Genomic DNA, 23335 nt, shown 5'->3' on the forward strand with positions numbered 1-23335 from the left:
CAACACTCATATTCAGGCACCCAGACTATGACCGTGGCTTTGACCTCCATCAGGATCAGCACCGATTTCGACAGTGGCAATATCCAGGTACTGGATGCCCACGACGCCTACCAGCTTCTGCTCGCAATCAAACCCGATACCCGCAGCCAACATTTCCAATGGTTTCATTTCAAGGCCGAGGGCATGCATGTGGGCCACACCCACACCTTTCGCCTGAGCAACGCGGGCAAATCGTCCTACCCCCATGCCTGGGGTGACTACCACGCAGTGGCGTCCTACGACCACATCAACTGGTTTCGGGTGCCTTCGCGCTTTGATGGCGAAATCCTGCATATCAGCCTCAAGACTCGCGAAAAGCAAGCATGGTTTGCCTATTTCGAACCCTACAGCCGTGAGCGCCACGACTGGCTGATCGAGCAGGCCCTGAGCCGCGCCGGCACCCAGCTGCTGGCCACCGGCAAAAGTGTCGAAGGTCGTGATATCCAGCTGCTGCGGCGCGGCAAGGGCGGTGAAGGCCGGCGCAATATCTGGATCATCGCCCAGCAGCACCCCGGCGAGCACATGGCCGAATGGTTTATGGAAGGCATCATCGAGCGCCTGCAACAGGATGGCGATGCGCAACTGAAAAAACTGCTGAAGGTCGCCGACCTTTACCTGGTGCCCAACATGAACCCGGACGGTGCCTTCCATGGCCACCTGCGCACCAACGCCATGGGTCAGGACCTCAATCGCGCCTGGCAGAACGCCAGCCAGGAGATCAGCCCCGAAGTGCTGTTCGTGCAGCAGCAGATGGAAAAGTACGGCGTGGACCTGTTCCTCGACATCCACGGCGATGAGGCAATCCCCTACGTGTTCACCGCTGGCTGCGAAGGCAACCCCGGCTATACGCCGCGCATCGAACGGCTGGAAAAACAGTTCCGCGGCCACTTGAGTTCACTGACCCGCGACTTCCAGACCACCCACGGCTACACCCGCGATTTGCCGGGCGAAGCCAACATGACCCTGGCCTGCAACGCCGTGGGCCAGAAGTACGATTGCCTGTCGCTGACCCTGGAAATGCCGTTCAAGGACAACAACGACGCCCCCAACCCCCACACCGGCTGGTCGGGCAAACGCTCGATGCAACTGGGCAAGGATGTGTTGAGCAGCGTCGCCGATATCGTCAACGTCCTGCGCTAGTGTTTGCTGCCGGTCATGCTTTGCAGCACGCCATCGCGGCGGATCAACCCATGGAACAACGCCGCCGCCAGGTGCAACAGCACCGTCAAAAACAACAAATAGGCAAGGTACCCATGGGCCTTTCGCAATAGCGCAAACAATGGCGCATTAGCCCCCACCAGTGCGGGCAACTGCACCGAACTGCTGAGCATCACCGGGTCCCCTGCGGCTGAAATCATCGCCCAGCCCAGCAGCGGCAACACCAGCATCAAGCCATACAACACCAGATGCGACGCCTTGGCCGCCAGCACTTGCCACACCGGCAAGTCAGCGGGCAATGGCGGTTGGCGCGTGGAAAAACGCACCACCAGCCGCACGATCACCAGCGCCAGGATCGCAACCCCCAACGGCTTGTGCAGGTGGATCAGCCACTCATGCCGCTCGGAAACAGACGCCGCCAACCCAGCGCCGATAAACAGCATGGCAATCACCATCAGCGCCATCAGCCAGTGCAGCAGGCGCGCCAACGGGGCGAAAAACCGGGGTTGAGCATTCATGGCTTCGACTCCTGAGGGGCACTCTTCTGAAGACCAGTGTGCAACGGGCCGACTTCACCGGCGCGGCGCAGGTAGGAACTGGCGTATGCGGCCGAGCGCGCAGCCAGCAGTGGGTCATTGGAGGCTTCGATACCACTGGGCAAAATCAACGGATCGAAATTGATATCACGGCAATCGCCCTCGGCCTGCGGCTGACTGCTTTGCAGCACCAGGGTCCCGGCGTTGAGCACCTTGTGGTCACCGGTCCACGGTTTGCTGGCATCGTCCAGCGGGTCGCCGGGGTTGGCCAGGGTCATGTTCAGTTGCCAGCGCAACGGCCCGGCCGCCAGGCGCTGCACCAGGTCTTTTTCGAGGAAATCACCACCAGCCGGGGCACTCTCGCCCGCGACATCCAAGCTCTGTGGCACAACGCCCCAACGCACGGCCTGGCGCTTGCCATCGGCGCCCACCAGGTAGAACGCGTTGATGCCGTTATAGGTTTCGGTCGCATAGCTGGCCGACGGCTTGGCCGTCTTGACCCACGCCAGAAACGCCGCTGTTTCGGGGTGCGCCGCAAAAAACGCGGGCATCGCCGCCGGGTTCGGCTTGCCGGTAGCCGGGTCTGGCGCACCGGCCTTGAGCAAACCGTAGAACGCTTCAGGCGTGCCCACCGGGAACACCGGCATGCTGTTCATCCCCGTGCGCCATTGCTGGCCATTGGCCTGGCTGAACTGCAGGGCAAAGCTGCGGATCGGCACACTGCTGTCCGGTGCATAGGGGTTGCCGCTGGGCAGCGCAAACCGGCCGATCACGGGCGTCTTGGCCGCGCTGAACACCTGGGCACTGGAGTAGGAACGGGCTTCGCTGCTGCTCTCGAAATACCCGGCCACGCACACGCCCTTGGCATGGTTGCGGCGAAAGCCTGGGTGTACGCCGTTGTTGGTTTCCAGGGCGTTGACCAGGGTTTTCGGGCGCAGCCGTTGTGGGTCGAGGGTGCCGTTGACGTAGGCAAAGGCCCCCGCCACAACCGCAACAACGGCGCCGATACCCACTAGCCGCGCGATCAGGCTCGCGGTGCTTAACGGGGGACGGGGCGGTGATGAGTGATCTACCATGCAGGAACTCCAGGGCCATAGGCCTTAGGGGGTGAAACATAAGGTCGGAGCATTGAGACGAACGCCATTGCGCTCTATTCCCTGGCCTGCGATTTATTTTCCCAGGCCGGGAATAACCTTCAACGCCGCACGTCTCCCTAGTCCCAGCGTAGTGAACAGCCCAATTGCCATGCATGAACTCGACGAACCGTTACGTGAACTCATCCCCAGGCTGCGGCGCTTTGCCGTGTCCCTGACCCGTAACGCCAGCAGCGCCGACGACCTGGTGCAAGCGACCCTGGAACGGGCGCTCACCCGCTGGGCCGACAAACGCCAGGAAGGCGACCTGCGCGCCTGGCTGTTTTCGATCCTCTACCGCCAGTTCCTCGACGCCCATCGCCGCACCCGGCGTTATGCGCGCATGCTGGAATTCTTTACCGGCCGCGACGATGCACAACCCTCGGTGGAACGCACGGTGATCGCTCAATCCACCCTGCGAGCCTTCGATCAACTCAATACCGAACAGCGTGCGCTGCTGCTGTGGGTGTCGGTCGAAGGCTTGAGCTACAAGGAAGTGGCCGAAATCCTGGAGGTGCCCGTGGGCACCGTGATGTCACGCCTGTCCCGCGCGCGCCAAGCCCTGCGTCAACTCAGCGATGGCGAAATTGCCAGCCCTTCCCTGCGGATACTCAAATGATCAGTCTGCCCCCCAGCGAACGCGATTTGCATGCCTACGTCGATCACCAACTCCTGGAGAGCGATCGCCGTGTCCTTGAAACCTGGCTGGCGGCCCACCCGGACGTCGCAGCCCAGGTCCACGCCTGGCAACAAGACGCGCAATTGCTGCGCGCCGCGTTGAGCGGTGCCTTGCAACACCCCGTCAACCCGGACCTGGACCCGGCGCTGATCCGCCAGCGCATCAAACACCAATCGCGCCGTCATTTCGCCACGGCGGCGGTGCTGTTGATTGCCGTCAGCCTCGGCGGCCTGGGTGGCTGGCATGCCCGCGAAGCCACGCAGGCGCCGCTGCTGCCGATGGCCGACGCGATGCAAGCGTACCGCCTGTTTGCCCAGGACGGCATCATGCCCGCCGACTATCAGGCACAAGGTGGCGGCAATATGCAGGCCTGGCTCGACCGCTACTTCAACCAGGCCCACCGCCTGCCGGACTTGAGCGCCGCCGGCTTCACGCCAGTCAGCGGGCGTTTGCTCACCACCGACCAGGGTGCGGCGGCAATGGTGCTGTATGAAGATCAACAAGGTCGGCGCATCAGCTTTTATATCCGCCCACCAGGCCCGGATAATGGTTTTCTGCCCCGAGGCAGCCGCAGTGCCGACGGTTTGCGCGCCCAATACTGGTCCGGTGCCGGCTACAACTACGCGATGGTCAGCCCCGAAAACCAGCCTGCCACTGCGCTGCTGAGCTTTTAGAAACCCACGTCCAGCACCACGTTGTCGATATAGGTGCCTGCCGGTGGGGTGGTCTGGTCGGAGTAGATCCTGGCGTTGTAGTTGTACACCTGGCTGCCCACGCCCGTGCCGGTGCCCAGGCCATTGCCAGGGTTGATCTCGGCGGTCGAACTGTCGCGCCGCGCCGCGCCCACGCTGCCCCACCGGGTGGTGCCGGCGCTCTTGAAGATATCGTAGGCCAGGTAATTGCTGCCCGAGATCATCCGCCGTCGCCCACCCACGCCCACCGCGTTCTGGCCGTCGCTCATGCCCACCGTGTAGGTGCTGCCCTTGGTGCACGAGACACTCGCTTGGCCGGTCACGGTGGCAAAGCCACTGATCACCGGGGCGCTGCCAAAACTGATGGCTGGCGCGGTGATCTGGCAGTCATTGGTCACCGTCATCGTCACGGTGAGCGTACGGGTCTGGGGCGTCAGGTTCTTATCGCGCAACACACACAATGTGCCCACCCCCAGGCCCACGCAGTAGTCCCACGACCAGGCCAGGTTCAAGACTTCGGTATAAACCCCCGCTGCCACGTTACTGCCGGTGATGCTGCCCAGGTACAGCGGCAACGACTTATTGCCCGGCCCGGTCAACAGCCCGGCGGCGGTGGCAAGGCCATTGGGCCCGAAGTCGAACAGGGTGTTACGGGCAATGGGATAGCTGGAGGTGTTATTACCGTAGACCGTGTAGCGGATCACATCGCCAGTGGGGCCGACCATCCCCGCCGTCAGCGAAGAAATGGTCAGGTAAAAGTGATCGCTGGTGCCCAGGGCGATCAACGATTGCCCGCAGCTCAGCCCGCCGTTCAAGGTCGAACTGCCTTGGGAGGTGGTGTTCACCGTCACCGAACTGACCGAGCCAAACCCCGCCGGGGCCGTTGCCGCCACGCCACACACCGCCAGTGCCTGGCTCGACATGCCCACGCCTGCAACGGTCAACACCCCGCCTAGCCATCCCTTGCCCCTCACCCGCTCCCTCCTGGCTCAAGCCCTCATTGGCACACCAACGGCCCGATCAAAGGCACGTCCTGTTGCTGCTCATCGATATCGAATGTCGCCTGGCACGTACGCCCTTCGCCCAGGGTCACCTGCAAGGTGTTATGGGCTGCCAGATTGTCCAGGTACACCAGGCCATCCCAGCCCACCACGGCCTGCTGGCCGCTTTGCTCATGCACCACCAGGCTGCCCAGGGCCAGTTCCTGGTGCTGGCTGTCCACCAACGTGACGCTGGCAGCCAGCACCCGGCGCAGCGGGAATTCCAGCAGGTAGCCACTGCCCCGTCGCACCGACACCCGTTGCTCCACGTTCTGGCTCTGGATATTGGGCGGCAGGTTGAGCGGGTCGATTTCATACTTGGCGCGGTAGTAAGCGCTGCTCCACGGCACCAGCAATTTGCCATTGCGGTCGGTCTGGCCCACCAACTGGTTTTCGTAGCGCACCGGGATCCCGGCAAAACCCTGGGTACTCACCACCACAAAGGCATCGTTGATGCGGTTGGCGGCAAAGGTATCGCCGCCCATCCACACCAACGAACCGCTGGCATCGGCCCAGCGGGTCTGGGCATCGCTGCTGCCGTATACACCGGCTTGCAATTGCACCGATTGCAGGCGCCAGGTCAGGTCGGCCTGGCGGTAGGTGGGCCCATCACCCTGGGCATAGCCGAGGGTGTAGCCCACCCCGCCCTCGCTGGGCACCGCACTGCTGTAGTTGACGCGCTGGCGACTGGCGCCGTCCTTGCTGCGTTCGCTGCTCAGGGCCAGGCTGCCATTGAGGTCGAACGGGATCACCAGTTGCGCCTGCACGGCCCAGTTGCTGTCGCCGATCTCACGGTTGGCCGACAGGTAAAAACTGGTGTTATGCCACAGCGGCTTGCTCCAGCTCAGGTTGAGCAGGCGTGTGCGCGAGTCGTCCGCGGCCTGCACGTCGAAATAGCCCAGGCCCAGGCTGCCGAAGCGCTCCAGGTTGAGGCTCAGGGTCACCTGTTCGCTGCGCTTGCTCAGGCTGGCGTAAGGGGTGTCCACCAGGGTCAGGTCGGCGTATTCGTCGCGCCGCTCCACCCGCTGGTACGACAGGCTGTAGCGCGTGCTGTTGTATTGATAACCCAGGCTCAATTGCTGGCCGGTGCGGCCCTCGAACTGACTTTGGCTGAGCGCACTGTTGAGCACGCCGAAATTGCCCAGCCGCAGGTTGCCGCCCAACCCGCCCAGGGTCAGGTTACTGGCGGCTTCGGCATGGCTTTCCAGGGTCAGGTTGTCGGAATAGCCATACCGAAAGGTGCCGCTGGCCGCTCCCGGCCCGTAGGCGAAATCGCGCAGGGTGTAATCCCGGCGCAAGGTCCCGGCGGCTACCGAGAAATCCGTCAGGCCTTGTTGCAACAAGGTGCTGGTGACGTAGAACGGCACCGTGGTCGACACCTGGCGGCCCAGGGCATCGGTGGTCACCACCACCGCCTCCCCCGCCCCGTTGATAAACGGCACGTTGGTCAGGGTGTAGGGCCCCGGTTGCAGCAGTGCGCTTTCGGATTTATAGCCGTTGATAAACAGGTCCACCGACGACGGTACCGCCGCCTCGCCAGCAAATTGCGGCAAGGGGTAGGTCACCAGGTCCGGGCGTACGGCAAAGTCCCGCGACAGTTGCACCCCACCCAGGCGCACCGAACTGCTCCAGGGCAACGCGCCGCTGATCACGTCACCGGCCTCGTAGGTGAGCATTCGCTCATCGTCCGAGAAGCGCCAGGTGGTGTCGTAACGCCGATAGCCATTGTTGAGGGTGCTGTTGCTGATGCCGCCGGCCAGGGTCTGACGGTACTGCCCGGTATTGGACAGGGTGCCCCAGCTATCAAAGAACCGCAGTTCGTTCCAGGCGGCGAGGTAGCTGCCGCCCTCGTCCGTGTCGTTGAAGTACAGGTCATAGTTGAGCAAGGCACCAAAGCTGCTCATGGACTGGCTGCGCGGGTAGGCGTTGCGGTTACCGATGAACTGCGCCTGCAACCACGATGGCGGCACGTCCAGCAGCAGGCGCTGGCCGTTGCTGTCGTAGTCGCTGTGCAGGCCGGGGACCTTGTCCAGGGCGATGCTGCCGGTGGGTTCACCGGGCAGTTTCATGCCCACGTCCTGCAAGGCGCTGGCCGGCACGTAGAGTTGCCCGGCGCGTTGATCCACCGCAATGACGCGGCCGGTGTCCATCTGGTTGACCACCAGTTCCAGAAACAACTGTGCATCGGCGACAGCCTCCATACTGCTTGGCGGCGGCGGCAGGTCGCCAGCCACGCCTGGCGGCGCAAACAGCGCACCCCACAGCCCGCTCACCACTGCCACCGACGACCACAGACAACGAGCCCGACCACGACTCACCATGGCGTTGTGTCCTTCAATGGACATCTCCATCCTGTTGAACCAGAGGCTCAGCCTGTCCCGCTGCAAACCCCGTTACCGCTTCGGCGCAAGGTTCTCCAACTGCGCTGCGCCGTTGATTCGCACCTGCAAGGGCTGGTCGGCCGACAACGTATCCGGCACCGGCCAGCGCATGGTCGCGCCCGGCAGCACGTAGCCCAGCAGGCCATCCACCAGGGGGCGTGTCTGGCCGCCCTGTTTGAACGAGGCATCGGTCAGGCGCGCATGCACGGCGCCCTGGTTGCGCACTTCGATGTAATTGCGCCCGGCCACTGTGACCTTGTGCCAGCTCAGGTCCGGCTTGCCAGCACCTTTGGGGTCACGCTGACGCGTGGCGTCTTCCTTGCTCCACAGGCCCGTGCCATAGGCGAACAACGGCACCGAATAGCGCATCTGAAAGCGAATCGCCGCTGCCGTGGTCTTGCCTTCCGGCGGTGCGGGCAACTGCATGGGCGATGGGATTTCATCGATGATGATGCGGTAGGCCAGTTCCTGGCCCGGCGGTACTTCGCGGGTGCGGGTCAGGCGCACCAGTTGCTTCTGGCCCGGTTCGATCCTGGCCACCGGCGGGCTGCCAACGACGTCGCGCTGGTTCTGGTACTGCTCGTCAAACCCGCTCTGGCTCCAGGCAAATACCCGCACCTGCAGGTTGGCCGTCTCGGTGCCACGGTTTTCCAGCCAGAGCGCGCTGGCCTGTTGGTCGGCCTCCAGCACCGGATCGATCGGCCAGATCAGCACCGAGCTGGCGGCCTGCACAAGCCCGGCCGTGCACAGGGCACCCAAGGCAACACCCGCGGCCCACAACCGCCGGGAAGGTGAACGCATAAAACCACTCCTTATACCGATAGCCCTACCACGACAATTGCACCTGCAACGTGTCGCTGTACGTCCCCCCAGGCTGATTGCCCGGTAATTGCACCCGCCCGTAGATCGGCAGGCTGATGTTGTTGGCATTGGTGTAGGCCACGGCGACGCTCTGACTGATCCCCAGGCTCTGGCTGAACGCTGCATCGCGAAACAACTGGTAAGCCACCCGCGCACTGCCGGAGTTGAGCTGCAAGTTGCGCCCGGCACTGCTATGCAACCCGCCATCGACGCTCATGTTCAGCGTCACCCCCGGCGTGCATTGCAGCGTCACGCCGCCGGTCAGCGCAGCGGTCACCGTACTGGTGGCCAGCGCCGAATAACTGCCGTACGCCAACGCGCCATAGTTGCTGCCACCGCCCACCACCAGGCAGCCCGGCGTGATGGTGGCGCTCACCTGGAAGCTCTGGCTGGGCAACGCCGATAACGGCAGGGGCAGCGCCAGCCCGCAGGCCAGCAACGCACTGCGCCACATCACTAGAACGTCAGTTCCACGGCCACGGTGTCGGTGTAGTTGCCTGCCGGCAGCCCCGCCTTGCCCACTGCCCGGCCGTAGAGGTTGACGGTCTGTGCCACACCGGTACTGGTGGCAAGGGTGATCACGCCATCGATGGCCAGCAGCGCGGAGTGCCCGCTGTCGGTGTAGAAGTCATAGGGCACGAAATTGCCCTGCCCGTCGGCCAACGCGCGGGTACCACCGGCGGAGGCATTGTCATGGGCCCCGGCACGTACTTTGATGGTCGGCGTGGTCCCTGCCGAGCACAGCACCGACAGCGCCCCGCCCGTGCCGGTACCGCCGAGCAGTTGGGCGTCGGCATTGGTGAACAGGCTGTTGGTGGTACCGAAGTTCAGGCTACCGAAGTTCAGCCCGGTGGCTGCCCCGGAGCCGTTGACCTGGCAACTGGCAATCAGCGTCAGGCTGGAGGTGATCTGCCCCGTCACCGTGGTGGCGGCGTTGGCACTGGAGGCCATCGCCAGGCCTAGGGCACAAATGCCTAATCGAGCTACAAGTACATGCATGATATCCATCCTCATGGTTTACCAATCCAGAGTCACCGTCAGGGTGTCTGTGTAGATGCCGGCCGGTAAGGCCCTGGTATTCGCCACCACCGAGCCGAATACCGGGATCGGTATCTGGGTGCCCCTGGTCACGACGAAATTGCGTTGCTGGCCGATGCTGTAGGCGCTCTGCCCCAAAGGGTCTGCCGACAGCCGGTAGGGTATGGTCTGGCGGCCATTGCTCAGGCGCCGGGTGCTTCCGTCGCCGTGGGCACCGCCATCGATGGTCACGGTGAAACTGCTGACCAGCGACGGGTTGCAGGACACCGACAACGGCGCCTTGTCACCATCGGTCACACCAGCGGCCAGGGGGCTGTCCCAGGTCGGGCCGGCACTGCCGAAGTCCAGCATCGCCGTGCCGCCGGTGGGGCTGACAGGTGCTGTGTCCACGCCTTTGCTCACCTCGCAACTGGCGGTGATCACCAGCCGTGCGTGGATCTGCCCGGTGGCGGCAGCTGCCTGCGCATCATCAGCCAGCAGCAGCAGGCCACCCATGGCCACCAGGGCCAGGCCACGGCTCACCATGTGACCGTGACCTTGAGCAGGTCCGAATAACGACCGACGGCGGGAATGTCCTTGAGCGGTTCGATGCGCCCGTAGAGCGGCAGGTCGACGCTGCCGGAGTCCGGCACCCGGCCACTGAGGGGCACATCCACCGGCAGAGGAATACGCCGCGCGGCATCGGCGTAAATGCGATAGGGAATGGGTTTGCCCGAAGGGGTGGCGCTCAGGTAACGCACGTCGCCGGTGCCGCCATGCAGGCCGCCGTCGACGCGCATCTGGTAAGGCGTGTCGGGGTTGCACTCCAGGCGCGGCTGGCGCTGACTGATCAGCGCCGCACTCAGGGGCCCGGCCGGGTCATCCAGACGCGGCCCGCTGCCAAAATCCAATACGCCAAGTTGCTCGATGCCAGCTTCGCGGGTGGTGCCCACCAGCTGACAGCCCCGCTGCACGTCGATACGCACCTCCACTTGGAGTTGCGCACCATAAGCCGTGTTGCAGAGCATCGCGCCCATGACTGCCAGTACTGCCGTTCCCTTCACTGCCCCAAATCCTTGTACAGGGGTGACTGCTGTGTAGGAGGTTAGTCACTCAACGAGAAACTGCCAGTCTGGACAGGATTTCCTGCGCGCCATGCTTTTTTGAGATAGCTGGTGTGCCGCTTCTCTATTGGTCAAACCGCCACGAGCGCCCTAAAGTGAGCGACCACCGCCCTACAGAGTGATTTGCCTTGGCTGCGCGCTCCCTGATTCGTCGTCTACTCGGTAAAAAACCCGACACACTCGACGCCTCTGCCATCCCGTCTTTCTTTCAGCAAAAAGCCGCACAACAGGGCTATACCCTCAGCGCCGGGCAGACCCAAGCCATCACCGCCCTGGCCCGCGAAACCCAGCACCTGAGCGCCGGCCTTCCCACCCGCAGCCTGTACCTGCACGGGCCGGTGGGGCGCGGCAAAAGCTGGCTGCTGGACGGTTTTTTCCAGGCGTTGCCGATTGCCGACAAACAGCGTGTGCACTTCCACGATTTTTTTGCGCGTTTGCACCAAGGGATGTTCCAGCACCAGGGTCAGGACGATGCACTGGCAGTGACCCTGGATGAGCTGCTGGCTGGTTGCCAGGTGCTGTGCTTCGACGAATTCCACGTCCACGACATCGGCGATGCCATGCTCATCAGCCGCTTGTTCAAGGCCTTGTTCGAACGCGGCATCTGGGTGCTGGTCACCTCCAACTACGCGCCCGAAGGGCTGCTGCCCAACCCGCTGTACCACCAACGCTTCAAGCCGGTGATCGACCTGATTGCCGCGCGCATGCAAGTGCTGGAGGTCAGCTCGCCCCAAGACTTTCGCAGCCTGCCCCAGGCCCAAAGTACCCAGCGCTTTACCAGCGGCCACTACGTTTGGCCGGGCACCGCCAGCCAGCGGGAAATGCTTGACCTTCCGGCAGCAGACTGCCCGCCACAGCCGCTGATCGTCGGTAACCGCCAGTTACGCTGCCGCAGCGAGCAGGGCCGCACCATCGCCTTCACCTTCAACGACCTTTGCGAACAACTGACCGCGGTGATGGACTACCTGTTGCTGTGCCAGGACTTCGACCTCTGGATCATCGATGGCCTGCCGCACCTGGCCGACTGCCCGATTGCCGTTCAGCAGCGCTTCATCAACCTGGTGGACGTGCTCTACGACAAGGACAAGCAGCTGATCCTGATCGGCCCAGGCCCCCTGGCCGAATCCCTGGCGGGCCAGGCCATCGATCTGGCGCGCACTGCCAGCCGCCTGGGTCAATTAGGGCAGGTGAACGCGCAAGCGCTGCCCGACCCGCTATCATGAGCGGCTTTTACGCCTCCATTGCCCAGAGACCGCGCCGTTCATGCATACCCTCGCCCAACTCAAGGCCGGCCAACTGGCCGGTATCACGCGCCTGGACCTGTCCTGCGGGCTGACCGAATTCCCCCAGGAAATCTTCGAACTGGCCGACTCCCTGGAAATCCTCAACCTCAGCGGCAACGCCCTGAGCAGCCTGCCCGACGACCTGCACCGCCTGCCCCACCTGCGTGTGCTGTTCTGCTCGGACAACCGGTTTACCGCACTGCCCGAATGCCTGGGCCAGTGCGCCAAACTGAGCATGATCGGCTTCAAGGCCAACCAGATCAGCTACGTACCCGCCGCCGCCCTTCCACCGCTGCTGCGTTGGCTGATCCTCACCGACAACCAGATCAACCACCTGCCGGATGAACTGGGCCAAAGGCCGCTGCTGCAAAAATTCATGCTGGCCGGCAACCACTTGACCCATCTGCCGGAAAGCCTGGCCAACTGCCATAACCTCGAACTGCTGCGGATCGCCTCCAACCGCTTCACCCACTTGCCACACTGGCTGCTGGCGTTGCCGAGCCTGACCTGGCTGGCCTACGCGGGTAACCCGGTGGAAATGGCGGTTGATGTACGGGCGGACGAAACGACCCGTGAGATCCCATGGTCCGAGCTGGAACTGGCCGAGGTACTGGGCGAAGGCGCCTCGGGGGTCATTCACCAGGCGCTGTGGAAACCGGCGGGAAAACCCGTGGCCGTCAAACTCTACAAAGGCACCATCACCAGTGACGGCTCGCCGCTGCACGAAATGCAGGCCTGTATCGCGGCCGGACGGCACCCCAACCTGATCAAGGTGGAAGGTCGCGTCGTGGGCCACCCCGACGGGCAGGCCGCGCTGGTCATGGACCTGATAGACCCGAGCTACCGCAACCTCGCGGCCCTGCCGAGCCTGGCCTCGTGCAGCCGCGACGTCTACGAGCCCGGTACCCGTTTCAACCTGAAGGTGGCGCTGCGTATGGCACGGGGCATCGCGTCGGCGGCGGCACATTTGCACCGGCACGGCATCACCCATGGCGACCTGTATGGCCACAATATTTTGTGGAATGAAGACGGGGATTGCCTGCTGGGAGATTTTGGCGCGGCGTCGTTCCATGCCACGGCGGACACCTTGGAGACCCGGGCATTGCAGCGCATTGAGGTGCGGGCGTTTGGGGTGTTGCTGGGGGAGTTGTTGGAGCGGGTTGAGGGGCAAGCAAGTGAGGAGCTGCTAGCGTTGCGCGACAGCTGCTGCCAGCCGGATGTGTTGGCGCGGCCGGGTTTCGACGAAATTGAAGCCGTACTCAACTCCCACCAACACCACTAAACCCATGTGGGAGGGAGCTTGCTCCCGATAGCAATGTGTCAGTCAATGTAGATATCGACTGTTACACCGCTATCGGGAGCAAGCCCCCTCCCACATTTGGACTGTGTTCCTTCAGCCAGGAATCAGCCAGCCAACCCAACGAACATATCCTGCACGTCATCATGGTTGTCCAGCCCTTCCAGGAAGGCTTCAACCTCGGCCATCTGCTCATCGGTCAAGCCGCTCACCGGGTTCTTGGCGATGTAACCCAGCTTGGCCGACAGCACGGTGAAGCCTTGCTCCGGCAGCGCTTTCTGTACCGCGTCCAGGTCGCTGGTCTCGGTGATGAACAGGGTGCTGCCTTCTTCTTCGCCGTCTTCGAAATCCTGGGCGCCCGCTTCGATAGCGGCCATTTCCGGATCTGCATCCGGGGTATCCGGCGAGGCTTCGATCAGGCCGACGTGGTTGAAGTCCCAGGCCACGGAGCCGGAGGCACCCAGTTGACCCTTGCGGAACGCCACGCGGATTTCCGCTACGGTGCGGTTGATGTTGTCGGTCACGCACTCGACGATCAGCGGCACCTGGTGCGGCGCGAAGCCTTCGTAGGTCACGCGGTGGTACTGCACGGTTTCACCCAAGAGGCCCGCACCTTTCTTGATGGCGCGCTCCAGGGTCTCCTTGGGCATCGAGGCCTTTTTGGCCTGCTCCACCACCAGACGCAAGTGGGCGTTGGTCGCGGTGTCGGCACCGTTGCGGGCAGCGATGGTGATTTCTTTCACCAGCTTGCCGAAGATCTTACCCTTGGCATTGGATGCCGCTTCTTTATGTTTGACTTTCCACTGTGCGCCCATGACTCACTCTCTTCCTGTCCATCGCGCCCAAACGTCTACTGGCCGGCGCTTTGGGGGCAGAGTTTATAGGGCAAAAACACAACGTTCCACCAAAAATCCGTCAGGGCGCCAACTCGAAAAACGCCTGGATCAGCCGTAATGAACGGCGCCGTTCCAGGCAACCCAGCATGTGCCGGTTGACCAGGCCATCCCCTTGCAAAGCGATCGCCTGCACCCTGGGGTCGGGGCTGACCTCAATGGACGACACCACCCCAACCCCCAGTTCGGCGGCGACGGCTTCGGTCACCGCCTCGCGGCTGTCCAGTTCCAGCAACACCTTGGGCTGCACGCCCGCGGCCTCACAGGCCTGATCAAATGTACGGCGCGTGATGGAACCGGGCTCACGCAGCACCATGATCTGTTCGTGCAGTTGCGCCAGGTGAATGCCGTCAGGCTGAGTGGCAAAGGCATGGCCGGCGGGCACCAGCGCGCAGATCCGCGACTGGCTCAACGCCTTCAGATACAGGCCATTGCGCGGTTCCACCTCAGTCAGCACCGCCACATCCGCATGTTCGGACAACAACGCCGCCAAGGTGTCCTGGGCGTTGCCCAGGCGCAGGTTGACGGTGATGCCGGGGTAACGCGCCCGCAGGCTGGCGATCATCGGCATCACCAGGTGCGGCCCATCCGCCGCCACTTCCAGGCGCCCGGTGAGCAACTGACGGTTGGCTTCGAGCAGGGCCTGCGCCTCATCCACCAAGCCAAAGATGGCACGGGTGATCGCCGCCAGCCGTGCACCCTCCTCGGTCACCTCCACGCGTCGCGCGGTGCGCCGCAGCAGGGGGATCTGGTAGTACTCCTCCAGCGCCTTGATATGCCCGGTCACCGCCGGCTGGCTGATAAACAGCCGCGCTGCAGCACGGGTAAAACTGCCCTCACGGGCCACGGCATCGAATGCACGCAGTTGGAACAGGTTCATAGCTATCGGCCTCACTGATGGCTCGCATAACAACAAACAATTTGATTGATAACAAGCCAAACTGCAATTTAGGCGTCGTAGATTCAGCCCAGTTTCACGAGGATTTGAAATGACCGCGCCTATCCTGCTCACGCCCGGCCCCCTGACCACCTCCGCCCGCACCCGCCAGGCGATGCTAGTGGATTGGGGCTCCTGGGACGAGCGCTTCAACCAACTCACCGCCAGCGTCTGCGAGCAGTTGCTGGCGATCATCAATGGCAGCGCCAGCCACCATTGCGTACCGTTGCAAGGCAGCGGCACCTTTGCCGTCGAAGCCGCCATCGGCACCCTGGTCCCGCGTGACGGCAAAGTACTGGTGTTGATCAACGGCGCCTACGGCAAGCGCCTGGCGATGATCTGTAAAGTGCTCGGTCGCGGCTTCAGCACCTTTGAAACCGCCGAGGACCAACCCACCACCGCCGCCGACGTCGACCACCTGCTGCGCGCCGACAGCGCCATCACCCACGTTGCGTTGATCCACTGCGAAACCAGCACTGGCATCCTCAACCCGTTGCCGCAAATCGCCGATGTGGTCAAACACCACGGCAAGCGCTTGATCATCGATGCCATGAGTTCGTTCGGCGCATTGCCCATCGATGCCCGTGAAGTGCCGTTCGATGCCCTCATCGCCGCCTCCGGCAAATGCCTGGAGGGCGTGCCCGGCATGGGTTTCGTCTTCGCCAGCACGCAAGCGCTGGCCGCAGCCCAGGGCAATTGCCACTCCCTGGCGCTGGACCTGTTCGAGCAGCACGCCTACATGACCAAGACCGGCCAGTGGCGTTTTACCCCGCCCACCCATGTGGTGGCCGCGCTGCATGAAGCGCTGCAGCAATACGCCGAAGAAGGCGGCCTGCGCGCACGGTATCAACGCTACGCCGGCAATTGCCAGGCGCTACTGGACGGCATGACCGAACTGGGCCTGCGCAGCTTCCTGCCAGCGGCGATCCAGGCGCCGATCATCGTCACTTTCCATGCGCCCCAACACCCGCGCTACCAGTTCAAGGACTTCTACGAACGGGTCAAGGCCCGGGGTTTCATCCTGTATCCCGGCAAATTGACCCAGGTGGAAACCTTTCGCGTGGGCTGCATCGGCCATGTCGACACCCCCGACATGCACGCCGCCGTCGCCGCCATCGCCGAGGCACTGCACGCCATGGGCATCACCCTTTCTTCTATTGGATCGCACGCATGAACTACCACAACCCCAACACCCTCCAGGCCGTGATTCTCGATTGGGCTGGCACCGTCGTCGACTTCGGCTCCTTTGCGCCCACCCAGATCTTCGTCGAGGCCTTTGCCGAGTTCGGCGTGCAGGTTTCCATCGAAGAAGCCCGGGGCCCAATGGGCATGGGCAAATGGGACCATATCCGCACCCTGTGCAATCAGCCCAGCGTGGCCGAGCGCTATCGCCAGGTTTTTGGACGTACGCCCACCGACGATGACGTCACCGCCCTTTACCAGCGCTTCATGCCGCTGCAGATCGAGAAGATCGCCGAGCATTCGGCGCTGATACCCGGCGCCCTCGACACCATCGCCCGGCTGCGCCTGCAAGGCCTCAAGATCGGCTCCTGCTCCGGCTACCCCAAGCAGGTGATGGACAAGGTCGTGGCCTTGGCCGCCACCAACGGCTACTACGCCGACCATGTGGTGGCCACCGACGAAGTGCCCAACGGCCGCCCCTGGCCGGCCCAGGCCCTGGCCAACGTGATTGCCCTGGGCATTGATGATGTAGCGGCCTGCGTGAAGGTCGACGACACAGTGCCAGGCATCCTTGAAGGCCGTCGCGCCGGTATGTGGACCGTGGCCCTGACCTGCTCCGGCAATGCCCTGGGCCTGACCTACGAGCAGTTCCGCGCCCTGGACGCCGTCACCCTGGCCAGTGAGCGCCAGCGCATCAAGGCGATGTTCGCTGGCGCACGCCCCCACTACCTGATCGACACCATTACTGACCTGCCAGCGGTGATCGCCGATATCAACGCGCGACTGATCCTTGGCGAAATGCCCCAGCGCCACTGATAGAGGTCAAGACAAGCGCACTTACGCCAGGCAAAGCGCTCAAAACCGGCATACAGTTACAGCACTCCATCACCCAAGAATGGAGGTTTGCCCTGATGAGTGAGGAACCCAGCGATGCCGTGGAAGAACTCCGATACGCGTTACAGCACCATGTCGATTGCGTTGCATTGGTTGATGGTGGTGCTACTGGCGGTGGTCTACGCCTGCATTGAGCTACGCGGCCAGTTTCCCAAAGGCAGTGGCGCGCGAACGTTGATCGTGGAGATGCACTTCATGTTCGGCCTTACGGTATTCGTGCTGGTGTGGCTGCGCCTGTTTGCCCGCAGCCTGGGGGTGGCGCCGAAGATCGTGCCGGCACCGCCGCAATGGCAAAGCCTGCTGGCCACGCTGATGCATGTGGCGCTGTATGCGTTGATGATCGGCATGCCGATTGCCGGTTGGCTGATCGTCAGTGCCGAGGGGCATTCGGTGATGTTCTATGGCATGGAGTTGCCGCCGTTGATCGCCGAAAACAAAGCGTTAGCCAAGCAGATCGAGGGTTGGCATGTGTGGTTTGGCAAGGTGGGGTATTGGTTGATTGGGCTGCATGCGTTGGCGGGGATCTTTCATCACTATGTGATGCGCGATAACACGGCGTTGCGCATGATGCCGGGTAAACGGGCTAACCCTTGAACCCTCGGCGACCTTGCAGGCCGCCGGTGTGGATGAAGATCAGGCGAGTGCCGGGGGCAAAGCGCCCGGCCTCGATCTGGTGCTTCAGGGCCAGCAATGCCTTGGCGGTATAGAGCGGTTCCAGCGGCAAGCCGCAGGCCTGCTCCGTCGCCTCGATAAAGCTGAGCAACTGCGGGTCGACCTTGGCAAATCCCCCTCGGCTGGCGTCCAACAGTTCATAACGTCCCTGCACGATGGCATCCACGTTCTGCGCCACGCCGTGGCCATCCGGCACGGCCATGGCGCCATACACAGGGTGCGCGCCCGCCTCCGCCAACACCAGCCCCGCCAGTGTGGTGCCCGTCCCTGCCGCCAGCCACCAAGCGTCATAGTCGGCCCAGCCCAATGCAGGCAGCTGCGCCTTCGCCTGTTCCACCAGCACGCCACACCCCACGGCGCCCGCCAACCCACCACCGCCTTCGGGCACGGGATGCAAATCGGGGTATTGCTCAAGCCAGGGCAACCAGAAACCCGCTTCATGCCGCGCACGATAGCCGCCATAACCTAGCCAATGCAGCTGCATGCCGAACGCTTTCAGGTCGTGGAGGGTGGGGTTGTCTTGGGGATGACCGCGCAACAGGCCAACCGTGGGGAAATCAAAGCGTTTCCCCGCCGCCGCCAACGCATGCAGGTGATTGGAGTACGCACCGCCCAGGCTGATGATGCCGCGGGCCTCGTGCGCCTGGGCCAGGTGCCCACGGAGTTTGAACCACTTGTTGCCGCTGATCAGGGGGTCGATGCGGTCCAGGCGCAGCACGGCCAGCTCGACCCCTTGCAGCCAATCCAGGTGCAGGGGTTCAAGGGGAGCGTGGGGAAGCCAATCGAACGGGCCCATCGGGTGCATCTCAATGTGCAAAGGGCCCGTAGTCTATGCCGCCTTACAGCTCGGCGGCCAGTCGCGAGCCTTGGTTGATGGCACGCTTGGCATCCAGCTCGGCGGCCACATCGGCGCCGCCGATCAGGTGTACGTTCTGGCCGGCCGCGATCAACCCATCCTGCAACTCGCGCAACGGATCCTGACCGGCGCAGACGACGATGTTGTCCACCGCCAGCACCTGGGGCTCGCCCTCGGCGCCGATACGGATATGCAGGCCTTCATCGTCGACTTTCAGGTACTCGACACTGTTAAGCATCTGCACCTGCTTGTTCTTCAAACCCGTGCGGTGAATCCAGCCGGTGGTCTTGCCCAGGCCATCGCCGACCTTGGACGTTTTACGTTGCAGCAGGAACACCTCACGGGCCGGCGCGTGGGGCGCAGGCTTGATCCCGGCCACACCGCCACGGGCTTGCAGCTGAGTGTCGATACCCCATTCTTTCCAGAACGCTTCGCGGTCCAGGCTGGTGGACACGCCCTGGTGCACGAGGAACTCCGACACGTCAAAACCAATGCCGCCCGCACCGATCACGGCCACGCGCTTGCCGACCGGCTTGCGCTCCAGGATCACGTCCAAGTAGCTCAGCACCTTGGCGTTATCGATACCGGGAATCGCCGGGGTGCGTGGGGCAATGCCGGTGGCCAGGATGATTTCGTCATATCCGCCGGCCTTCAACTGCTCGACATCCACACGGGTGTTGAGGCACAGCTCCACATGGGTGGTCTGCAACTTGCGCTTGAAGTAGCGCAGGGTTTCGAAAAACTCTTCCTTGCCCGGCACACGCTTGGCGATATTGAACTGGCCGCCGATCTCGCTGGCCGAATCGAACAGCGTCACTTGGTGGCCGCGCTCGGCCGCAACGGTAGCCGCAGCGAGGCCCGCAGGACCGGCGCCGACCACGGCAATTTTCTTGATCTGCTGCACGGGCAGGTAGTTGAGCTCAGTCTCGTAGCACGCCCGTGGGTTGACCAGGCAGGTGGTCAGCTTGCCGCCAAAGGTGTGGTCCAGGCAGGCCTGGTTGCAACCGATACAGGTATTGATCTCGTCGGCGCGGCCGGCGGCCGCCTTGTTGACGAACTCGGGGTCCGCCAAAAACGGCCGCGCCATCGAAACCATATCCGCGTCGCCTTCGGCCAGGATCTGCTCGGCGATTTCCGGGGTGTTGATGCGGTTGGTAGTGATCAGGGGAATCTGCACCGCACCGCGCAACTTGGCGGTGACCTTGCTGAACGCACCACGGGGCACTTTGGTGGCGATGGTCGGGATGCGCGCCTCGTGCCAGCCGATGCCGGTGTTGATGATGGTCGCGCCAGCGCCTTCAATCGCCTTGGCCAACTGCACGATTTCTTCCCAGGTGCTACCGCCTTCCACCAGGTCAAGCATGGACAAGCGGAAGATGATGATGAAATTCGGGCCTACCGCCTCACGCACCCGCCGAACAATTTCCACCGCCAGGCGCATACGGTTTTCATAACTGCCGCCCCAACGGTCAGTTCGATGGTTGGTGTGGGCCGCGAGGAACTGGTTAATGAAGTAACCTTCGGAGCCCATGATTTCCACGCCGTCATACTCGGCGACCTGGGCCAGAAGCGAACAGGTGACGAAATCCTGGATCTGCTTTTCGATGCCCTCTTCGTCCAGCTCCTTGGGCTTGAACGGGTTGATCGGCGCCTGGATCGCGCTGGGCGCAACCTGCTTGGGGCTGTAGGCATAACGGCCGGCATGGAGGATCTGCATGCAGATCTTGCCACCCGCCTCGTGCACGGCGTGGGTCACGATCTTGTGCTTTTGCGCTTCTTCGTCGGTGGTCAGCTTGGCGGCGCCGGCATACACCCCGCCTTCATCGTTCGGGCCAATGCCACCGGTGACCATCAGGCCCACACCGCCACGGGCACGTTCGGCAAAGTACGCGGCCATGCGCTCGAACCCACCGGGTTTTTCTTCCAGGCCCGTGTGCATCGAGCCCATCAGGGTACGGTTGCGCAAGGTGGTAAAACCCAGGTCCAACGGGGCCAGCAGGTGCGGGTAGGCAGCAGCGGTCATGGTCAAGCTCCACAACGGATCATCACGGGACGTGGCAGCCTCGTATGGACTGCCATCGGTTTATGTCCCACAGACTAAGAGGCGGTGGACGACGGCTCAATGACCGAAACTGACAAGTTATTGATCCAAATGCACAGCACCCCTTGGCAAGCCGGTCCACGGGCCCTACCCTAGTCGGCGAACCCCGCTGCCGGTCTGTTGTCTGTTGCCCCATGCGTAAACTTCTAGCTTTTACCGTTTCCCTGGCCCTGGTTGCCGCCATCGCCGCGTATCTGGTCTGGACCCAGGAGCGCCCCGTGGCGCATTACCTGTCGGACCTGCGCATTACCCTGGCCATCAATGAAGGCCTGCCCGCCGATCGCGGCAACCTGCTGGGCATCCAGCCGGAGCTGTTTCCGGCCGACTACCAGAGCCTTGAGCGCCTGCACCTGAAACTCGCGGCCTACCTGCAAAAGGCCCGGGATCAGGGGCTGGTCAATGACAAGACCATCGTTGTGCTCCCCGAACATATCGGCACCTGGCTGATGCTCAAGGGCGAAAAAAACGAGGTGTACCAGGCCCTGCATGCCAAGGAAGCAATGAACTGGCTGTCGGTCAGCAACCCGCTGCGGTTTGCCCGTGCCTGGATCAGCGCCACCGGCGAAAACCGTACCGACGACGCCTACCTGCGCATGAAAGCCGCCGATATGGCGCGCGATTACCAGGTGCTGTTCGGCGGCCTGGCCAAGGAATTCGGCGTCACCCTGGTGGCGGGCTCCATCGCCCTGCCCAACCCGACGGTAAGCCAGGGGCAACTGCACATCGGTCACGGCGCGCTGTACAACGCCAGCCTGGTGTTCAATGCCGACGGCTCACCAGTAGGCCAGCCGCAACGCCAGCTCTACCCGATCTACGATGAACGCGGTTTTATCGCACCGGGCGACGAGCAGACCATCAGCGTGGTTGACACCCCGGCCGGGCGCCTGGGCGTGCTGGTGGGCAGTGACAGCTGGTACCCGGACAACTACCGCAAACTCAACGAACAAGGTGCGCAATTGATTGCGGTGCCGGCGTTTGTGCTGGGGCGCGATACGTGGGATCGCCCATGGCGCGGCTTCAAAAGTGTGTCCACGCCGCCGGAAATCAGCCTCAAGCCCGAAGAACTCAGCGAGGGCGAAGCCTGGCGCCGGCTGACCCTGATCAGCCAGCAGCCCATCAGCCAGGCCAGTGCCGGGATGAGCGTGTTCCTGCGCGGCCAGTTCTGGGACCTGGGCACCGGCGGGCATAGCTTTCTCAGCAGCAACGGGCACGTCAGCGCCGACGGCGAGGCCCGTGGCGCGCGCTTGTTGAATATCTGGCTGTGAAACCGGTACGGCTGGGGGACCTGTCGGTGGGCTTTGTGCACACCTTGGCCGATGCCATCCACAGCCATGGGCTGGACCCACAACCCCTGCTGCTGCAATACGGCCTGGACCCGGCGCGCCTCGCCGAGGCCGGTGCCCGCCTGTCAATCCCGCGCTATATGCGCCTGGGCCATGCGGCCATCCAACTGACCGGCAACCCCGCCCTGGGCCTGCGCATGGGCCAGCTCAGCCGCTTGAGCCAGGCCGGGCTCGCAGGCGTCACTGCCGCCCAGGCGCCCAACGTGCGAGAGGCCGCACGCGCGCTCACCCGCTTCGAAGCATTGTATGGCTCCAACTATCGCGGGCAATCGAGCTTTGACGAGGACGCCAATGGCGCCTGGCTGCGGTTCTATTCCATCAGCCCGTACAACGCCTACAACCGCTTTGTGGTGGATTCGATCATCGCCGGGTGGCTGTTTCAATTGTCGTCCGTGGCGCAGCAGCCGGTGCAGGCCCAGCGCATCGAGATCGAATTTGAAGCGCCGGACTACAGCGAACACTACAGCGTGCTCGGCGACATTCACTTCGGCGCCGAGGCCAACCAACTGCGCCTGAACCAACCCACCCTGGCACTGCGCAACCCACAGCATTGCCCCAGTACCTGGAACCTGTTGTTGCAATTGTGTGAGCGAGAGCTGGAGCAGTTGACCCGCACCCGCAGCCTGCGCGAGCGCATTACCCGCTTGCTCGGGCCGATGCTCAATGGCGGCCGGGAACCCGACCTGGAAGAAGTGGCGGCACGCTTGAAGCTGCCCACCTGGACACTGCGCCGCAAACTGGCCGATGAAGGCACCCAGTTTCGCGCGATACTTAATGACACCCGCCGCGACTTGGCCATGACCTACATTCGCGATACGGAACTGGCTTTCGGCGAGATCGCCTACTTGCTCGGGTTCGCCTCAGCCCAGGCGTTTCAACGGGCGTTCAGGCGATGGAACAACCAGACCCCAGGGGAATTTCGCCGCAGTCAGCGGCATTCCGCCTGAAGTCGGGGTTACAGCTCTGTGGCATCGTCTGCCGGTTCCAGCGGGTCCAGCTCAATGGCGTGGTATTCGAGCAATTCTTCCTGGTAATCGTCCATCGTGGACTCCTTCTTCTTTGAGTAAAAAGCAGCTGCAATCAAGTGACCTGCGTGACCAGCCTAAAGTGCCGTCATGACGAAAAAATGTCGGCGTCATGACGTTCCTGCACTCCAGAACTAAACGTAGCAGCGTTATGGCAATTTAGCATCTTGGACCCTGTATGTGATTGCAATT

23 protein-coding genes are annotated in these 23335 nt (G+C 63.1%); 10 read left to right on the plus strand and 13 right to left on the minus strand.

Going from position 1 to position 23335, the window contains the following annotated elements:
• Window positions 1–27: 27 nt before the first annotated feature.
• Window positions 28–1179, plus strand: coding sequence for a M14 family metallopeptidase (locus tag DYL59_RS09215; RefSeq protein ID WP_135288903.1), 1152 nt, complete (start codon window positions 28–30; stop codon window positions 1177–1179).
• On the opposite strand, the gene DYL59_RS09220 is transcribed toward DYL59_RS09215, so the two are convergent.
• Together DYL59_RS09220 and DYL59_RS09225 are read right to left on the minus strand one after the other, a co-directional pair.
• Window positions 1176–1715, minus strand: coding sequence for a cytochrome b (locus DYL59_RS09220; RefSeq protein ID WP_135288904.1), 540 nt, complete (start codon window positions 1713–1715; stop codon window positions 1176–1178). The genes DYL59_RS09215 and DYL59_RS09220 overlap by 4 nt on opposite strands.
• Window positions 1712–2809: a catalase family peroxidase gene (locus DYL59_RS09225; RefSeq protein ID WP_135288905.1), complete on the minus strand. Its 1098-nt coding sequence runs from the start codon at window positions 2807–2809 to the stop codon at window positions 1712–1714. The genes DYL59_RS09220 and DYL59_RS09225 overlap by 4 nt, the downstream gene beginning before the upstream one ends.
• Window positions 2810–2978: 169 nt before the next feature.
• Between DYL59_RS09225 and DYL59_RS09230 the strand changes: the two genes are divergently transcribed.
• Both DYL59_RS09230 and DYL59_RS09235 read left to right on the plus strand, forming a co-directional pair.
• Window positions 2979–3485 (plus strand): RNA polymerase sigma factor, encoded by a 507-nt coding sequence (locus DYL59_RS09230; RefSeq protein WP_135288966.1) that lies wholly within the window; start codon window positions 2979–2981, stop codon window positions 3483–3485.
• Window positions 3482–4219, plus strand: a complete 738-nt coding sequence (locus DYL59_RS09235; protein ID WP_135288906.1) for an anti-sigma factor family protein — start codon at window positions 3482–3484, stop codon at window positions 4217–4219. Before DYL59_RS09230 ends, DYL59_RS09235 begins: the two co-directional genes overlap by 4 nt.
• Here DYL59_RS09235 and DYL59_RS09240 read toward each other — a convergent pair.
• The 7 genes from DYL59_RS09240 to DYL59_RS09270 all read right to left on the minus strand — a co-directional run bounded on the left by DYL59_RS09240 (window position 4216) and on the right by DYL59_RS09270 (window position 10573).
• A complete protein-coding gene (locus tag DYL59_RS09240; RefSeq protein WP_135288967.1) occupies window positions 4216–5160 on the minus strand; it encodes a Csu type fimbrial protein in 945 nt (314 codons plus the stop codon). The genes DYL59_RS09235 and DYL59_RS09240 overlap by 4 nt on opposite strands.
• 74 nt (window positions 5161–5234) lie before the next feature.
• Window positions 5235–7598, minus strand: a complete 2364-nt coding sequence (locus tag DYL59_RS09245; protein WP_135288968.1) for a fimbria/pilus outer membrane usher protein — start codon at window positions 7596–7598, stop codon at window positions 5235–5237.
• Window positions 7599–7670: 72 nt separating this feature from the next.
• On the minus strand, window positions 7671–8459 hold the full coding sequence (locus tag DYL59_RS09250) for a fimbrial biogenesis chaperone (RefSeq protein ID WP_135288907.1): 789 nt from the start codon (window positions 8457–8459) through the stop codon (window positions 7671–7673).
• Window positions 8460–8484: 25 nt separating this feature from the next.
• On the minus strand, window positions 8485–8973 hold the full coding sequence (locus DYL59_RS09255; protein ID WP_135288969.1) for a Csu type fimbrial protein: 489 nt from the start codon (window positions 8971–8973) through the stop codon (window positions 8485–8487).
• Window positions 8974–8975: 2 nt separating this feature from the next.
• Window positions 8976–9518, minus strand: a complete 543-nt coding sequence (locus tag DYL59_RS09260) for a Csu type fimbrial protein (protein ID WP_135288908.1) — start codon at window positions 9516–9518, stop codon at window positions 8976–8978.
• Window positions 9519–9536: 18 nt separating this feature from the next.
• Window positions 9537–10082, minus strand: coding sequence for a Csu type fimbrial protein (locus tag DYL59_RS09265; RefSeq protein ID WP_135288909.1), 546 nt, complete (start codon window positions 10080–10082; stop codon window positions 9537–9539).
• Window positions 10076–10573, minus strand: a complete 498-nt coding sequence (locus DYL59_RS09270; RefSeq protein WP_167496673.1) for a Csu type fimbrial protein — start codon at window positions 10571–10573, stop codon at window positions 10076–10078. Before DYL59_RS09270 ends, DYL59_RS09265 begins: the two co-directional genes overlap by 7 nt.
• A 215-nt stretch (window positions 10574–10788) precedes the next feature.
• Between DYL59_RS09270 and zapE the strand changes: the two genes are divergently transcribed.
• Both zapE and DYL59_RS09280 read left to right on the plus strand, forming a co-directional pair.
• Complete coding sequence (gene zapE, locus DYL59_RS09275) at window positions 10789–11883, plus strand: cell division protein ZapE (RefSeq protein WP_135288910.1); 1095 nt, start codon at window positions 10789–10791, stop codon at window positions 11881–11883.
• Window positions 11884–11923: 40 nt separating this feature from the next.
• A complete protein-coding gene (locus DYL59_RS09280) occupies window positions 11924–13225 on the plus strand; it encodes a protein kinase (RefSeq protein ID WP_135288911.1) in 1302 nt (433 codons plus the stop codon).
• 122 nt (window positions 13226–13347) lie between these two features.
• Here DYL59_RS09280 and DYL59_RS09285 read toward each other — a convergent pair whose 3' ends face one another.
• Together DYL59_RS09285 and DYL59_RS09290 are read right to left on the minus strand one after the other, a co-directional pair.
• Window positions 13348–14055: a YebC/PmpR family DNA-binding transcriptional regulator gene (locus tag DYL59_RS09285; protein WP_135288912.1), complete on the minus strand. Its 708-nt coding sequence runs from the start codon at window positions 14053–14055 to the stop codon at window positions 13348–13350.
• Between the two features lie 100 nt (window positions 14056–14155).
• A complete protein-coding gene (locus DYL59_RS09290; RefSeq protein WP_135288913.1) occupies window positions 14156–15013 on the minus strand; it encodes a LysR substrate-binding domain-containing protein in 858 nt (285 codons plus the stop codon).
• Between the two features lie 109 nt (window positions 15014–15122).
• On the opposite strand from DYL59_RS09290, the gene DYL59_RS09295 reads away from it, so the two are divergent.
• The 3 genes from DYL59_RS09295 to DYL59_RS09305 all read left to right on the plus strand — a co-directional run bounded on the left by DYL59_RS09295 (window position 15123) and on the right by DYL59_RS09305 (window position 17740).
• A complete protein-coding gene (locus tag DYL59_RS09295; RefSeq protein ID WP_135288914.1) occupies window positions 15123–16244 on the plus strand; it encodes a 2-aminoethylphosphonate--pyruvate transaminase in 1122 nt (373 codons plus the stop codon).
• Complete coding sequence (gene phnX, locus DYL59_RS09300; RefSeq protein WP_135288915.1) at window positions 16241–17068, plus strand: phosphonoacetaldehyde hydrolase; 828 nt, start codon at window positions 16241–16243, stop codon at window positions 17066–17068. The genes DYL59_RS09295 and phnX overlap by 4 nt, the downstream gene beginning before the upstream one ends.
• A gap of 114 nt (window positions 17069–17182) precedes the next feature.
• Window positions 17183–17740 carry a cytochrome b gene (locus tag DYL59_RS09305; protein WP_135288916.1) on the plus strand — a complete coding sequence of 186 codons (558 nt, stop codon included), beginning with the start codon at window positions 17183–17185 and terminating at the stop codon, window positions 17738–17740.
• Here DYL59_RS09305 and DYL59_RS09310 read toward each other — a convergent pair.
• Window positions 17730–18614: a 1-aminocyclopropane-1-carboxylate deaminase/D-cysteine desulfhydrase gene (locus DYL59_RS09310; protein WP_135288917.1), complete on the minus strand. Its 885-nt coding sequence runs from the start codon at window positions 18612–18614 to the stop codon at window positions 17730–17732. The two genes, DYL59_RS09305 and DYL59_RS09310, sit on opposite strands and share 11 nt — an antisense overlap.
• A 43-nt stretch (window positions 18615–18657) precedes the next feature.
• The gene (locus DYL59_RS09315) at window positions 18658–20697 is read right to left on the minus strand and encodes an NADPH-dependent 2,4-dienoyl-CoA reductase (RefSeq protein WP_135288918.1); all 2040 of its coding nucleotides are present in this window, start codon (window positions 20695–20697) and stop codon (window positions 18658–18660) included.
• 212 nt (window positions 20698–20909) lie between these two features.
• Here DYL59_RS09315 and DYL59_RS09320 point away from each other — a divergent pair, with 212 nt between their 5' ends.
• Window positions 20910–22040 (plus strand): carbon-nitrogen hydrolase family protein, encoded by a 1131-nt coding sequence (locus DYL59_RS09320; RefSeq protein ID WP_135288919.1) that lies wholly within the window; start codon window positions 20910–20912, stop codon window positions 22038–22040.
• The gene (locus DYL59_RS09325) at window positions 22037–23065 is read left to right on the plus strand and encodes an AraC family transcriptional regulator (RefSeq protein WP_135288920.1); all 1029 of its coding nucleotides are present in this window, start codon (window positions 22037–22039) and stop codon (window positions 23063–23065) included. The genes DYL59_RS09320 and DYL59_RS09325 overlap by 4 nt, the downstream gene beginning before the upstream one ends.
• The last annotated feature ends 270 nt before the right edge of the window (window positions 23066–23335 follow it).

This window comes from Pseudomonas kairouanensis (genome assembly GCF_004682055.1).
Classification (GTDB): domain Bacteria; phylum Pseudomonadota; class Gammaproteobacteria; order Pseudomonadales; family Pseudomonadaceae; genus Aquipseudomonas; species Aquipseudomonas kairouanensis.

What these genes read in the sequence shown, in the direction of transcription:
- DYL59_RS09250 (WP_135288907.1), bottom strand. Translation starts at nt 8,459, where the DNA reads ATGCGTTCACCTTCCCGGCGGTTGTGGGCCGCGGGTGTTGCCTTGGGT.
- DYL59_RS09315 (WP_135288918.1), bottom strand. Translation starts at nt 20,697, where the DNA reads ATGACCGCTGCTGCCTACCCGCACCTGCTGGCCCCGTTGGACCTGGGT.
- DYL59_RS09230 (WP_135288966.1), top strand. Translation starts at nt 2,979, where the DNA reads ATGCATGAACTCGACGAACCGTTACGTGAACTCATCCCCAGGCTGCGG.
- DYL59_RS09255 (WP_135288969.1), bottom strand. Translation starts at nt 8,973, where the DNA reads ATGTGGCGCAGTGCGTTGCTGGCCTGCGGGCTGGCGCTGCCCCTGCCG.
- DYL59_RS09270 (WP_167496673.1), bottom strand. Translation starts at nt 10,573, where the DNA reads ATGGGCGCGATGCTCTGCAACACGGCTTATGGTGCGCAACTCCAAGTG.
- DYL59_RS09305 (WP_135288916.1), top strand. Translation starts at nt 17,183, where the DNA reads ATGCCGTGGAAGAACTCCGATACGCGTTACAGCACCATGTCGATTGCG.
- DYL59_RS09245 (WP_135288968.1), bottom strand. Translation starts at nt 7,598, where the DNA reads ATGGTGAGTCGTGGTCGGGCTCGTTGTCTGTGGTCGTCGGTGGCAGTG.
- DYL59_RS09225 (WP_135288905.1), bottom strand. Translation starts at nt 2,809, where the DNA reads ATGGTAGATCACTCATCACCGCCCCGTCCCCCGTTAAGCACCGCGAGC.
- DYL59_RS09215 (WP_135288903.1), top strand. Translation starts at nt 28, where the DNA reads ATGACCGTGGCTTTGACCTCCATCAGGATCAGCACCGATTTCGACAGT.
- DYL59_RS09310 (WP_135288917.1), bottom strand. Translation starts at nt 18,614, where the DNA reads ATGGGCCCGTTCGATTGGCTTCCCCACGCTCCCCTTGAACCCCTGCAC.
- phnX (WP_135288915.1), top strand. Translation starts at nt 16,241, where the DNA reads ATGAACTACCACAACCCCAACACCCTCCAGGCCGTGATTCTCGATTGG.
- DYL59_RS09220 (WP_135288904.1), bottom strand. Translation starts at nt 1,715, where the DNA reads ATGAATGCTCAACCCCGGTTTTTCGCCCCGTTGGCGCGCCTGCTGCAC.
- DYL59_RS09235 (WP_135288906.1), top strand. Translation starts at nt 3,482, where the DNA reads ATGATCAGTCTGCCCCCCAGCGAACGCGATTTGCATGCCTACGTCGAT.
- DYL59_RS09285 (WP_135288912.1), bottom strand. Translation starts at nt 14,055, where the DNA reads ATGGGCGCACAGTGGAAAGTCAAACATAAAGAAGCGGCATCCAATGCC.
- DYL59_RS09295 (WP_135288914.1), top strand. Translation starts at nt 15,123, where the DNA reads ATGACCGCGCCTATCCTGCTCACGCCCGGCCCCCTGACCACCTCCGCC.
- DYL59_RS09290 (WP_135288913.1), bottom strand. Translation starts at nt 15,013, where the DNA reads ATGAACCTGTTCCAACTGCGTGCATTCGATGCCGTGGCCCGTGAGGGC.
- DYL59_RS09265 (WP_135288909.1), bottom strand. Translation starts at nt 10,082, where the DNA reads ATGGTGAGCCGTGGCCTGGCCCTGGTGGCCATGGGTGGCCTGCTGCTG.
- DYL59_RS09280 (WP_135288911.1), top strand. Translation starts at nt 11,924, where the DNA reads ATGCATACCCTCGCCCAACTCAAGGCCGGCCAACTGGCCGGTATCACG.
- DYL59_RS09260 (WP_135288908.1), bottom strand. Translation starts at nt 9,518, where the DNA reads ATGCATGTACTTGTAGCTCGATTAGGCATTTGTGCCCTAGGCCTGGCG.
- DYL59_RS09240 (WP_135288967.1), bottom strand. Translation starts at nt 5,160, where the DNA reads ATGTCGAGCCAGGCACTGGCGGTGTGTGGCGTGGCGGCAACGGCCCCG.
- DYL59_RS09320 (WP_135288919.1), top strand. Translation starts at nt 20,910, where the DNA reads ATGCGTAAACTTCTAGCTTTTACCGTTTCCCTGGCCCTGGTTGCCGCC.